Genomic DNA, 13,089 nt, shown 5'->3' with positions numbered 1-13,089 from the left:
AACATTAGCTTTTAAGAGATAAAATTAAACTATTCTATTTAGAAATAATATTTATTTCTTGACAAAAATAACCTGATGAAAAATTAGAATTATTGCAGTTGCATAACATGCACACATTAATATTCCTGAAAAAAGTACTACGTATTTAAACCATAGTATTCCTTTCCACATTAAAAAAATACCACCAAATGTTAATACTAAAGATACAAATGGCTCAATCATTAAGAATTGTTTGAGACCTTTTTTTATTGAAGTTGTTGCTAAAATAAGAGCAATTAAAAAGAAAATTACTGAAAGTGATAATATATGGTTATGAACTAAAGTAAGAATATCTCTCTCACTTTTTTTGAATTTCATTACCTCTGCATTCTCGTCATTTTCATTCCCTAAATAATTAGACTCTATACCCGTTGTAGAGTATGACGTAGTATTGCCAATAAAACTAATACCTCCAAAAAAACCAATACTTAATGTTGTAATAAACACTAAAATTAGCATTTTTATTTCTTTAGGAAATTGATGAATACTACCACTTAAATTCATTTAAATTATCTTTTTTGAATGTAATTCTGACACTGTTTTTAAAACTCTATTTACTTCGTGTGTCAATGCTTTTGCTGAAAGGGTTGCACCTGAAATCCCAACAATATCTTCAAAGTATTTTAACTTTTTTGAAGATGGTTTACCTATAAATTGTTTTAACCATCGTTTGCTTCCAATTTCTCCACCATGTTCTTCTCTATAAACTAAAATTTTAACTTTTGCTACGATTAAATCTTCGTTGAAAATAACCAAAAAGTCAAAATAATCAACTTTTCCAAAAGCTTTTCCAACGTAGTAATGTCCTTTTAAATTTTTATCAACTCTAACTTGAACAAAATTAGATTCGGTAATTTTAACAGGAAGATTTGCATTTATTTCTTCAGAAACATGAATGCTTTCAATTGAATATGCTTCAATATTAAATACTGATTTTACTTCCTTTTGAATTAACTTTTCAACTCTATTAGAAGTAAAATTTGAACTTAATAAAATTGTGAAAAAAATAATTAATTTATTCATACTTAAATATTAAAATCGAGACCATCACGAGGGAAATTACTTATATGATGACCCCAATTACTAGAAATTATATTTTAAAACCAGATAGCAACTCCTGCATTAAATTGTTTTGCCGTATCACTTCCATATTCTTCATTATTTACAAATTGATAATCTACCTTAAAAGCTGCTCCATTAGCAACTTTATAGTTTAAACCAAGTATTAACTCATTTCTATCAAATGCATTATTTACAGCTAATGTACCCTCAGTTTTAGCATGTGTATTATAATTCTCATATCGAACAAAAGGCGTTAATACTTCTACTCCTTTTAAAGGAAAGTTATAAGCAGCTTCAGCGTAAAAACCATCCATTTTAGAACCTAAATCACTACCTATCAACAAGTTATAATCTTCAGTATCCTTTAAAGTAGTAGTTATATATTGACCTCTTAACTGAAAATTTTTCAATCTATAACGCGCATCAAAACCTAACATTGAAACTCCAACTTGGGAACCTTCAATAGCTATATCATCAGTTTGCGTTTTTCCAAAATAACCAGAAATTCCTAACCGTAATCCTTGGATTCCATAATAATCCAATTTAGCTGATAAATTGGCATTATTAATTACAGACTCTGCTCCTTTTTGACGACCTTTTCGTAACCCATCAATTCCCCTTAAAACTCCTTCTCCGTCGGCAAAAGATTTAAATCCATTAAAAACGTATACTTGATACTTTAAAGATGCTGAATTTATAGTCCCAGAAACACCAACACCTAATTCTCTCCAAGTAGTTGGCACAATATACTTATCAACATTTGGTCTTTCAACTCCGTAATATGTAGTTGGTTCATGATATTCATTAATTATTCCCATTGGAACTAACATTAAACCGGCAAGAATATTTAAATTCTCTTTGGCTTTATATTTTAAAAATGCTTGTTCTACATATATTTCTTTTACATGTTCCAGTTCAATTTCTGTTAAAAAGCTAACTTTATCATTAAACTTATAACCGAAAAGCAACACCATTCTATGAACATCTAGTTTACCTGCTTTAGAACCATCATATTCATTATAATCGATTTGAGCATAACCTCCCAAAGTAATACCTTTATTTTCGCTTGACAGAATTCTTTGTCCCGCATTATTTTGTAATGTGTTTTGTGAAATTGCATTAATACTTGTTAAAATTAGTATTGCTAAAAGTAATTTTAAATGTCTCATTTTTTAATTTTATTTAGAATCGTTTTAAATAATGGGACAAAAATATGTAACTAAAGTAACATAACAAAAGTTTATTTAGAATATTTCTAAATAAGATGATAAATGTCAGATTTCAATTATAAAAAAAAAATATTAAGTCGCTGTTTTTGTGCTAGTTAAAAATCTTCAAGGCTTCGTTGTAGGCACTTTCAAAACTCATTGCTTGGATATTTGTATCAGCTTTTTCTTTTGTAAAATAAGAAACTAGCTTTTCTGTTGGCATATTTCCAGTTAAATCATCTTTTGCCATTGGACAACCTCCATAACCTTTTATGGCTCCATCAAAACGATGACAACCAGCTTTGTACGCTGCATCAACTTTTTCAAACCAAGTTGTTGGTGTAGTATGTAAATGAGCTCCAAATTCAATTTTAGAATATAACGGAATTAAATGTTTAAATAAGTATGCAATTGTATCTGATGAAGAACTTCCGATAGTATCGGATAACGACAATATTTTTACTCCCATAGTTGCCAATTTTTCTGTCCATTTACCAACTATCTCAACATTCCAAGGATCTCCGTACGGATTTCCAAAACCCATTGACAAATACGCCACTACTTGTTTATTTGTTTTAGCAGCTATATTTAATATTTCATCCAAAATTAAAACAGATTCTTCAATAGTTTTTCCTGTATTACGCATTTGAAAAATTTCAGAAATAGAAAATGGATAGCCCAAATAATTAATCTCTTCAAACTGCGAAGCATCATTTGCGCCACGAATATTTGCTACAATTGCCAATAATTTACTTTCAGTTTTACTTAAATCTAGCTGATTTAAAACGTCTGCAGTATCACGCATTTGCGGTATAGCCTTTGGCGAAACAAAACTTCCAAAATCTATGGTGTCAAAACCACAGCGCAATAACGCATTTATGTATTGTGCTTTTGCTTTTGTAGGAATAAAATGTGATTTAATGCCTTGCATAGCATCACGCGGACATTCTATAAGTTTTACTTTTGCCATTCTTAAATCAAAGATAGAAATTATTGAGAACTGTTAAAAGGTTTATTCGTTAATAGTAAAAGTATTCATTTATTTATGGATTCTCACCTTTACAAGAATGATAAACATATTTAGTTTTAATTGTTTTATGAAAAAAGTATGAATAACGCTATTCCTAAAAATACCATAATTTTTATCCATTTTAAATTGGAATTAAATTTAGGATGTAATTTTATATAATTTGAAAAATTCCCTGCGAGTAATGATACTATTGAAAAAATAATAAATGCTTGAATTATAAATAGAAACCCTAATACATAAAATTGAGTAGTTATACTTTGATTTGTACTGTATAAGAAACTTGGGAAAAATGCTAAAAAGAAAATTGAGACTTTTGGATTAACTACATTCATTATAAAACCTTGTATATATAATTTCCATACGTTTTTCTTTTCAACTGTATTCTCTACACTTATTTCTTCTGAAGAATTATAACTTAAATACGCTAAATAAACCATGTATATTGCTCCAAAAATTTTTAATAAAAAAAATAAATTAGGAGTTTGAGTAATAAATACAGATATACCAAATGCTACTAAACTTGTATGAACTAAAATTCCAGAAACTAAACCTAATGCGGTTACAATTCCATATTTTTTACCGTTTGAAATACTTTGCAAAAGTACATAGATAATATCTGGCCCAGGCATTAAAGTTAGCACTACGGATGCACTTATAAATGATATTATGATTTCGAAATTCAAAATTAAGTTCCTCTAAAAAACAGTACTGTACTAATGGTTTTGATTATAATTTTTAAATCTATAACTAAATTACGTTGTTTTATATAATACAAATCAAACATTAATTTTTCTTTTTGATCTTCAACTGTGTGTGCATAAGGATGCATTACTTGTGCCCACCCTGTTAAACCAGGTTTTATAACATGACGCAAACCATAGTAAGGAATTTGTTTTTCTAATGTTTTTACAAACTCTGGTCGTTCTGGTCTAGGACCAATTAAACTCATGTCTCCTTTTAATATATTTATAAACTGTGGAACTTCATCTAATCTTGTTTTTCGTAAAATACGGCCTATTGGTGTTATTCTACTATCTGCTTTTGTAGCCCATTGTGCTCCACTTTTTTCTGCATTAGGAATCATGGTTCTAAATTTAATAATATTAAATTCCTGTCCTTTTTTTCCTACTCTATTTTGTAAATAAAAGAGTTTACCTCTATTACCTATTAAATTTAAAACAAAAACAATTGGAATCATAATAATAAATCCTAAAATTCCACCAATTGCAAAAATAATATCTACAATTCTTCTGAATGCTAAATACAAATTATTTTCATGGCTTTTACTAAATGAAAAATTATCGTAAAAATTAGATTTTAATTGATTTTCAGAAATTTTTGATGTTTCGTTTTCTAAAAAGTTATCGATACTTCTAATACTCATTCCTTTTTCAAATAAATTAATAAGCTGATTATTAACCTTTTCACAAATTAAACTCGTGTTATTTGAACATACTAAAATTTCGTTAACTCCAAAGATGGAAATAAGAGGAGCAATAGAAACTGTTTCAATATTTGAAAATGGTATTTCAGAATAATTTGCAATTGGTTTATCTGAAATATAGGATACTACTTTATTACTTTGTTTATGAACGTTACTTTCTATAATTTTAATAACGGTTTTTTCATCTCCAATTACTAAAATATTTTTATAAAATCTAGGAGAAAAAATTAATAAAATATAGAGTAATCTATTCACCATTACTACAGTAAAAATTGTTAATGAAAAATATACAATTTGCAGTCTGTTTTCTGGTAAAATAGGTGATATTTTAGGAGTAAATACGTAAAACACACTTGTAAATATTACTGTTATAATTACACTACGTAATGTTAAATAACGATCACTTGCTACGTTTAAATTAAATAATTCAAAAATTTGTCCAAACAAATAGTAATAAAAAATTAGAACTAAAATCCATATTAATAAATTAGGATCGTTAAAATCAAAATATTCAAATTCGAAAATAAAATTTAACCCATACAATCCTAAAACAATAAGAATTACATCAAAAACTCGTAAAAATACTTTACGTTCTGATATTGAAAAATGAAAGTTTTTAGATTGGGGCATTAGAATAATTTTAAATATTCTGAACTTAAGTAGTCAAAGTTATGGTATTTTTTTACAAAATTGTAACCTTTTTCGCCAATTTCTTCAAAATAATTTAAAGGTTTATCAAATAATAAATTTAGCTCTTTTATAATTGCCTCACTACTTTCAGGTTTTACAATTATAGAACATTTTGACATAGAGCCTGGACTAGCAATATTGTTTGAAGATTCTAATATTAACTTTTTTGCAATCATATAATCAAAATATTTGTTGTATGAAACTCCATATTTATACAACGGATTATCTAATCGACTTAAGTAACAAATTTTTAAAAATGATAGCATGTGCTGTACTTTGCTTTTCGAAATTTTATCAATAAAAGTTATATTATTACAGCCAATTGTATCCTTTATATATTTTTCTTTTAAATACCCTTCACCCACAACTACAAAATGAAATCTTTCATCATCCTTTAATTTTATAACAGTTTCAAAAAAACAATCCATAGCGTTAGCCATACCAATTGTACCCGTGTAACCAATAACAAATTTATTCTTTGGAATTGTATTTACAATTTCATTATCTAAATAATCTTTGCCTAATAATTCCTCATCCAATCCATTAGGAATGTACTTATACTTTGTTGGCTCACCTGATATATTATCTATATAGGTATTTGCTTTTGGTAACACTGACACAATAAAATCTGAATTTTTATAGCCTACTTTTTCTATCCATTTTAGTATAATTACAAATGGATTGTACTCTGAATAATTAGATAAATGAATTGGAGTTAACGGCCATAAATCTCTTATTTCAAAAATTAATTTTTCAGCTTTTAACTTTCTCTTTAAATATATTCCTGATAAAATTGAAAATATTGGCATAGATGATACAATAATCGCCGAAGGGGATTCAATTTTACTAGAGGTCAAAAAACAAATTTTTAAAGCAAAAATTAAGTTACTCCAGAATTTAAATACGCTTCCTCCTTTATACTTTGGTACTTTTACCCAGCAAAAGTCTAAACCATCATTAATTTTTTCAATTGTAAAGGTGTTAGAAGAAACCTTTGGTTGATTCACAAATAAATGATTATATGAACCTGATATAATTTTTACTTTATACCCTTCTTCAATCCATTTTTTTGATAAAAAATAATGACGTTCACCCCAACCTGAATCCAATTTTCCTGCCGTTTGATTTAGTACCCAAATTACTTTTCTATCCATTATTTAATCTAGATATTACTGCTTTATATTTTCCTGAATTTGTTTTACCTATAGTATTTACATACTCAAAATTAATTTCAACTTCTCCTAATTGAGAAACAATTCTTTTTACTATTATTGTTTCCTGGCTTTTGTCAAATTCTTTTTCAACTACCAATTTAACTCTTATTAAATTAACTTTTTCTTGAATTAATTGACTTTGAATTAAACCAATTATATCAATGAAAATTCCGTGAAAACGAACCATTTTTCTTCCATTTTCACCTACAATTACATCTTCCACTCTACCTTCAATTTGTTTAATAATTGGCATATTTAAAATTCCATTAGAATTTTGATTTTTAGATAGTGTAATACAATCGCCTATTCTATATCGAATAAGTGGTTGATCATAATTTAACAAACCTGTTGAAACTACTTCGCCTAACTCTCCATTTAAAACTTCTTCTCCATTATCATCCAAAATTTCTAAAATTCCAGAATCAGGACTAAACAATAACTCTCCAAATTCGTTTTCCGAAATTAATCCACATGCTTCAACTCCGCTATACGCATCAAAAACTTTACATTGAAAAACATTTTCAATTACAAACCTCATTTGTTCAGTTAATTTTTCACTTGATGTTAAAACTGCTAATAATTTTGGTGCTTTAATGCCTAACTCTTGAATATTTTTTGATAATAAATATATGCTAGTAGCATAACCTACTAAATATTTAATTTTAGTTTTATCAAGTTCTTTTACATATTGTTCACTACTTTCTGATGATATATGATATGCAGAGAAATAGGCCTGTTTTTCAGCTAAATTATATCTATAAAATGGTGGTTTTAACTTTGAATTAGATAACACCCTTCTACCTCCTATCATTGCTCTAGACATTTTATAATCTACTCCTGCCCAATTTCTTACTCTAGCTTCGTACAAAGCACTCCATTTTCTATGAAAATCTTTACTGAAATAAACTTTTATAGGTGTTCCTGTACTACCACTACTGCTATAGAACTTACCTTTCGCTTTATTTACTGCTAATAATGTTGAGCTTCCATACGTTCTTAATTCATCTTTAGTTAAACATGGTAGCTTCTTTAAATCTTTGATTTCAAATGACTCAAAATCTTTGGCTGAAAATCCTGCTTTCGAATATTTTTTATTATAAAAAGGTACATTTTTAAAAGAATGTATTAATAGATTTCTTAATTGAATTGTTTGATATACCTCCCATTCTTTTTTTGAGAAAGATTCACGGTTTTTAGCTTCTTCTAAATGTTTTTCAAAAGCTTTACCATATCTTCTATTTTTCCAATAAAAACCATATAATGAAACAAATGCATTTTGTAGAAAAACTGGACTAATATTATAAATGTTATTTAATAAACTCATATAGAATTTAATAGTTTAATCCATTCTTTCATTGTACTTATAGTGTCATAATTTTCCACTTTTTTTCTTGCATTTAATGTAATCTTTTGCCCCTTTTCTGGGTTATTCATCAGGTTTCTAATTTGATTTGTCATTTCTTTAACATTATTGTTTTCAACTAATAAACCATCAACTTTATTATTAATTAAATAAGGTATCCCACCAACATTAGTTGAAATTACTGGTAAACCTAGAGCCATTGCCTCAATAACACTCACTGGCATATTATCAATAGTTGTTGTGTTAATAAAAATATCGTAATCAATTGATAATTGATGCCATTTTTCCTTTGGAAGAACTCCTGTTATTTTTATGTTATCTTGTAAATTATAATCTTCAATTAATCTTTTAACATCATCAATAGTAGTATCTTTAAATGGTCCAACCATACAAAGATCAATGTTCTTAAATTCATGGGTTAAATCTTTTACCACTTCGATTGCCATTATTGGATTGTAAGTTTTATCAAACGCTCTCACCCATAACAATTTTGGTCTATATAATTTTCTTAATCTAAAATTATAATTATCTATTGAAATGGCATTGGGTATATATTTTATTTTAAAACCATGACTTTCAAATTCACTTTTTAAATAATTAGAGGGAGAAACATTAATATAAGAGTTATTAAATAGCAGTTTAGATAAAAATGAATTCTTTTTTAATCTGTAGGGTAAATTACCTCCGTGTAAAATTGGAATATATTTTAACCCTAACAATCTGCAAAGTTGTGAGATTATTAATGCATAATAAAAATTAATCGTGCTAAATGTATCTATTAAAATAACATGAGAAGTCTTTCTGTTTTTATACACAACAAAACACATCTCTAAAATTCTTAATATTTTATTCTCTTTATCTGAAGAAAGAATTATTTGAAAATTGTTTTTTTTCAATCCTAAAGCCAACATTTCCATAGCTGAAAAATAATTCGTCTTTTTGGCTAAATTATTCCCTATGTAAACTATCTTCTTCATCTAAATAAATATTACAAACACTCAATCCATAAATAAATGCTGGAAATGCAATTCGCATTGCGGAATGGTTAATTGTTAAAAACCAAAATACTAAAAAGGAACCTAAAAAAGCTATTGCAAAATATGGTTGTTGATAAATATGATTTAAAGGTACAGATATTAATAAAATTAATATAAATATTCCTATTAAACCATGCTCACTAACTAACCTACTCACTTCATTATGCGATGCTGCATATTTATCAAGCATGTCTAACCTATAAAATTTACTTCCACCAACACCCAAACCAAAAAACGGATTTTCAAAAAAACCATCTAAATCAGTTGCTGCAATTTCTAATCTTCCAGCGCTAACATCGTCTTTTACAATACCTGATGCATTTTTATTTGTATATCTATTCAACAACATTCCATTAGTAACAATTGAAGTATATGTTCCAATTGCCAACACAAATAAAAATACAATACCAGAATATTTTAAAATTAAATTAACCTTATCTTTTCTTGACAAAATAAAAAAGATTGAAAAAATTGAAATTGCCACAAATGCTGTTATCATTCCTCCTCTAGAAAAAGTCAACAATCCTCTATAAATTAAATATGAAAAGAATAAAATATCTATAAAAAAAGATAGAATAAATCGCTTTTTTAAAAACAAATAAACTGAAAAAATAAAAACACCCATTCCTAAAATTGTAGCCACTTGATTAGGTCCATAACCACCAGAAGCAGCAAAATTTGCAACTCCCCCAAATCTAATTTTTTCAATATCTGGAGTTTTAAAATACAATAAACTTAACATGGAGAGTATAGGTAAACCCATAAAGAAAAGTAATTTAAATAACATACTTAAACTTAAATTCCTTTTATAGAAATAAATAGCTGACAATCCCAATAATACGGGGCCACTTAAATTAAAGGCTATCGCTTTTCTTATAGATTCATTAAAAGGTATATCTGTAAATGCAATACCTATTAATAACAATAAAATATAGATTACATAGCTTACGGAAATATGATGACTCTTTTTTTCAACATATAATCCTATTGCTAAAAATATTAATACTGAATACTTCGGTAATTCGTGAAATACCATTCCTCCAGACATTCTGAACAACACTTCAGCACCTACCAAATAGGCACTAAATAAAATAGCTTCATTATTTTCGTTTTTTTTCCGAATAATAATTAGTATTCCAAATACTACAACAAGAGCTGAATATATTTTACCTACAAAAGGTGAAAGTAATAAAACACCTAAAAAAAGATGACTTAATGATAGTATGAATCTCGCTTTGTTTGACATGCTATTTCAAATATACAGCAATCAATTTTTCTAGGTAGGCATCTTCTGAATAATTTTCTTGAACTACTTTATATAAATTTTCACCAAATATATTTATCAATGCATTATCTTCAATCAATTTATTTATTTTTAACGCTAATTTTGTAGCATTTTTAGATGGAACTACAAAGCCTGTTTTTGTATGTTCTACTACTTTAGAACAATCACCCACATCAGTTACAACTACAGGTAATTTAACCAATCCGTATTCTAATAAAGTTACTGGTAATCCTTCTGATTCTGAAGCTAAAACTCCAATAGTAGCCTGACTTAAAACATTTGCTATATTTTGAATACTCCCATAGCAATGTACTACTGAATCTAAATTATTTTCTTTAATATATTGATGCACATTTTTAGAATATTCATCGTTTAAATCTAGCCCTACTAAATGAAGTGTCCAATCATTATATTTTTTATTTATAATTTTAAATGCTTTTAATAAATTTAGGTGATCTTTTTGTGGTCTAAAATTAGCTAAACAAATTATTCTTTTTCCTTCCACTCCTTTTAATTGAAAACTATCTATTTTATTTTCACTTAAACTAGCAAAGTTTGGGAGATTAATTACACTTTTTAATTTCAATATATTTTTACTCCATTGAAATAACAACTCATTTACCACAATTGCTATATTAATTTTTCTTCCTATGAATCTTAATAATAAGTAAGGTCTTTTTTTTAAAGCTTCGCTTTTACCATAATGATCGTGCCAAACCAATGTTAACTTTGGCAAAAACAACTTCATTATAAAACCAATAAATATAGATGATGAGTGTGCGTGAATAATTGTTATTTTTTCTTTTTTAATAAAATGTAATAACGTTTTAAAAGCTCTAATATCTAACGTGTTCTTCCTATTCAGAAACAAATAATTTTTAGTGTTCTTAATCTTTTCTTTTAATAATCCTTCAGTTCTAGTAGTACACAAAAATGATTTTACATTCTTTTTTGAAAGTCCATTAGCAATGTTTACAGCCATCATTTCTGCTCCTCCAGGGTTTAATGAATCTATTATTTGTATGACTTTTAGGTTTTGTTTCATATCTTACTCCCCTCTTGAGAGGGGTTAGGGGTGTGTTTTTCAAATTCAAAAATATAAAATTCTATCGCTTTAATCACATTTTCAATACTGCTAAATATCTCCTCATCTTTAAATCTTAAAATTGAGACTCCAAGTTCATTCAATCTTTTTTCTTTTAATATATCTTTTTGATAAATTTCTTCTAATTCATGAGAATATCCATCTAGTTCAATACCTAATAATAATTCTGGGCAATAAAAATCTAAAATATAATTATCAATTGGTTTTTGCCTCATAAACTTATAATTATTAAGTTGTTTGTTTCTCAATATTTTCCATAAAAGTATTTCAGATTTAGTTGAATTATTTCTTAATTTTATCGCTAATTCTTTTAGTTTAGGGTTATAAGGAATGATTTTTCTTTGTTTCATACTTTATTTACTTTTACACACCCCTAACCCCTCTCAAGAGGGGAAAGTAATTTCTCAATTTCTTCTTCAAATTTCTCTAACGTATATTGTCGCGACCAATCCATTGCATTCTGAGCATGCATTTTATATTTACCCTTTGTATTTAAATAAGATTCTAATCCATTAACAATCTCTTTAATGTCAGGTTCTACTAGAGTACCTCTACTACCATCACCAATCATTTCATTAACACAAGACACATTACTTGTCAATGGTACACAACCCCAAAACATTGCTTCCGCTACAACTTTTGGCCATCCTTCAGATTTTGAAATAAACAATAAAAAGTGCGCTTTTTTATAAGCTGCTTTCACTATTTGTTCTGATTGATTTCCGTGTAAAAACATCCTGTTTTGTAAATTGTTTTTAACTATAAAACGCTCAATTTCATTCCTTTCTTTTCCTTCTCCATAAATGTTTAATTGTGCTTGAATCCCTTTTTTTAGTAATTGGTGAACTACTTTAACTGATAATAAAGGTTGCTTTCCTGGAGTAAGGCCTCCTACAAATAAAAATTTTAGTATAGATTGATGAGATTCCGTGTCAAGCAATGAACGATTGTTGTTCTCGTCATTTTGAGAAGTTTGCGACGTGACAATCTGCTTAGTTGATGAGATAGCTTCACTACTTTCGTTATGACGGTTGTTATCGCCATTTTCAACTTGATTGGAAATCCGTGACTTCTGTCCATGAGACCCTGAATCAAGTTCAGGGTGACGATTCATGGTCCTAATTTCAACATCTTCAATTTCATGCTCTGAATAACTTGCCGTAAAAAAAGGAATTATATTTTTCGATTGATTTGGCCAATTTCCATACACCAATACTTTACAATTTTTTGTTAAAAAAGTATTTGAAAGTATCCATTTTTGAAATCGATAACTAATGGGTTGTTTACTTTTAGGATCCCAATTTCCTGCATATTTAACCGTTTTAGGCTTTGAAGGAAACAAGATTTGAACAAGTGCGCCTAACAAACCAATATTCCCTGGACAACGTACATGAATATGATCAGCCCGTTTCATCGCTTTAAAAATATTCCATAGTATTTTCGGAATTACTAATAATGCTTTTACACTCTTTTTTAATGAAGTAATATCAAATGATGGTATTTGAGTTAATCTAATTCCGTTCAAATCATGAGATCTCGCATCAAGTGCGAGATGACGTTTGTGTTCGTCATTGCGAAGAGTGTGCGACGTGGCAATCTGCTTACTTGATGA

The 13,089-nt window shown here is 27.8% G+C and carries 13 protein-coding genes; all 13 read right to left on the bottom strand.

Annotation, left to right across the window (positions count from 1 at the left end; genetic code table 11):
- Positions 1–51: 51 nt before the first annotated feature.
- On the bottom strand, positions 52–543 hold the full coding sequence (locus R3X25_RS09255) for a hypothetical protein (RefSeq protein ID WP_317674113.1): 492 nt from the start codon (positions 541–543) through the stop codon (positions 52–54).
- Positions 544–1,062 (bottom strand): FMN-binding protein, encoded by a 519-nt coding sequence (locus R3X25_RS09250; protein WP_317674111.1) that lies wholly within the window; start codon positions 1,060–1,062, stop codon positions 544–546.
- A 74-nt stretch (positions 1,063–1,136) separates the two neighbouring features.
- Complete coding sequence (locus R3X25_RS09245) at positions 1,137–2,270, bottom strand: hypothetical protein (RefSeq protein ID WP_317674109.1); 1,134 nt, start codon at positions 2,268–2,270, stop codon at positions 1,137–1,139.
- A 151-nt stretch (positions 2,271–2,421) separates the two neighbouring features.
- A complete protein-coding gene (locus R3X25_RS09240; protein ID WP_317674107.1) occupies positions 2,422–3,279 on the bottom strand; it encodes a hydroxymethylglutaryl-CoA lyase in 858 nt (285 codons plus the stop codon).
- Between the two features lie 125 nt (positions 3,280–3,404).
- The gene (locus tag R3X25_RS09235) at positions 3,405–4,022 is read right to left on the bottom strand and encodes a LysE family translocator (protein ID WP_317674105.1); all 618 of its coding nucleotides are present in this window, start codon (positions 4,020–4,022) and stop codon (positions 3,405–3,407) included.
- Positions 4,023–4,024: 2 nt separating this feature from the next.
- Positions 4,025–5,413 carry an exopolysaccharide biosynthesis polyprenyl glycosylphosphotransferase gene (locus tag R3X25_RS09230; protein WP_317674103.1) on the bottom strand — a complete coding sequence of 463 codons (1,389 nt, stop codon included), beginning with the start codon at positions 5,411–5,413 and terminating at the stop codon, positions 4,025–4,027.
- Positions 5,413–6,627 (bottom strand): glycosyltransferase family 4 protein, encoded by a 1,215-nt coding sequence (locus tag R3X25_RS09225; RefSeq protein WP_317674101.1) that lies wholly within the window; start codon positions 6,625–6,627, stop codon positions 5,413–5,415. The genes R3X25_RS09230 and R3X25_RS09225 overlap by 1 nt, the downstream gene beginning before the upstream one ends.
- Positions 6,620–8,011: a hypothetical protein gene (locus tag R3X25_RS09220; RefSeq protein ID WP_317674099.1), complete on the bottom strand. Its 1,392-nt coding sequence runs from the start codon at positions 8,009–8,011 to the stop codon at positions 6,620–6,622. Before R3X25_RS09220 ends, R3X25_RS09225 begins: the two co-directional genes overlap by 8 nt.
- Complete coding sequence (locus tag R3X25_RS09215) at positions 8,008–9,027, bottom strand: glycosyltransferase family 4 protein (RefSeq protein WP_317674097.1); 1,020 nt, start codon at positions 9,025–9,027, stop codon at positions 8,008–8,010. The genes R3X25_RS09220 and R3X25_RS09215 overlap by 4 nt, the downstream gene beginning before the upstream one ends.
- Positions 8,999–10,333, bottom strand: a complete 1,335-nt coding sequence (locus R3X25_RS09210) for an O-antigen ligase family protein (protein ID WP_317674095.1) — start codon at positions 10,331–10,333, stop codon at positions 8,999–9,001. The genes R3X25_RS09215 and R3X25_RS09210 overlap by 29 nt, the downstream gene beginning before the upstream one ends.
- A gap of 1 nt (position 10,334) precedes the next feature.
- Positions 10,335–11,417, bottom strand: coding sequence for a glycosyltransferase (locus tag R3X25_RS09205; protein WP_317674093.1), 1,083 nt, complete (start codon positions 11,415–11,417; stop codon positions 10,335–10,337).
- A complete protein-coding gene (locus R3X25_RS09200; RefSeq protein ID WP_317674091.1) occupies positions 11,414–11,827 on the bottom strand; it encodes an endonuclease domain-containing protein in 414 nt (137 codons plus the stop codon). The genes R3X25_RS09205 and R3X25_RS09200 overlap by 4 nt, the downstream gene beginning before the upstream one ends.
- A gap of 23 nt (positions 11,828–11,850) precedes the next feature.
- Positions 11,851–13,002, bottom strand: coding sequence for a glycosyltransferase (locus tag R3X25_RS09195; protein WP_317674089.1), 1,152 nt, complete (start codon positions 13,000–13,002; stop codon positions 11,851–11,853).
- Positions 13,003–13,089 lie beyond the last annotated feature (87 nt).

Source organism: Lutibacter sp. TH_r2 (assembly GCF_033101135.1).
Taxonomy (GTDB): Bacteria; Bacteroidota; Bacteroidia; order Flavobacteriales; family Flavobacteriaceae; genus Lutibacter.
Note: the sequence above shows the minus strand (reverse complement) of the source record. Positions and strands in the feature narration are given on the sequence as shown.

Excerpts from the sequence above, each read along its gene's own strand:
- R3X25_RS09215 (WP_317674097.1), bottom strand. The coding sequence starts at position 9,027 with ATGAAGAAGATAGTTTACATAGGGAATAATTTAGCCAAAAAGACGAAT.
- R3X25_RS09245 (WP_317674109.1), bottom strand. The coding sequence starts at position 2,270 with ATGAGACATTTAAAATTACTTTTAGCAATACTAATTTTAACAAGTATT.
- R3X25_RS09205 (WP_317674093.1), bottom strand. The coding sequence starts at position 11,417 with ATGAAACAAAACCTAAAAGTCATACAAATAATAGATTCATTAAACCCT.
- R3X25_RS09250 (WP_317674111.1), bottom strand. The coding sequence starts at position 1,062 with ATGAATAAATTAATTATTTTTTTCACAATTTTATTAAGTTCAAATTTT.
- R3X25_RS09200 (WP_317674091.1), bottom strand. The coding sequence starts at position 11,827 with ATGAAACAAAGAAAAATCATTCCTTATAACCCTAAACTAAAAGAATTA.
- R3X25_RS09225 (WP_317674101.1), bottom strand. The coding sequence starts at position 6,627 with ATGGATAGAAAAGTAATTTGGGTACTAAATCAAACGGCAGGAAAATTG.
- R3X25_RS09255 (WP_317674113.1), bottom strand. The coding sequence starts at position 543 with ATGAATTTAAGTGGTAGTATTCATCAATTTCCTAAAGAAATAAAAATG.
- R3X25_RS09230 (WP_317674103.1), bottom strand. The coding sequence starts at position 5,413 with ATGCCCCAATCTAAAAACTTTCATTTTTCAATATCAGAACGTAAAGTA.
- R3X25_RS09210 (WP_317674095.1), bottom strand. The coding sequence starts at position 10,333 with ATGTCAAACAAAGCGAGATTCATACTATCATTAAGTCATCTTTTTTTA.
- R3X25_RS09240 (WP_317674107.1), bottom strand. The coding sequence starts at position 3,279 with ATGGCAAAAGTAAAACTTATAGAATGTCCGCGTGATGCTATGCAAGGC.
- R3X25_RS09220 (WP_317674099.1), bottom strand. The coding sequence starts at position 8,011 with ATGAGTTTATTAAATAACATTTATAATATTAGTCCAGTTTTTCTACAA.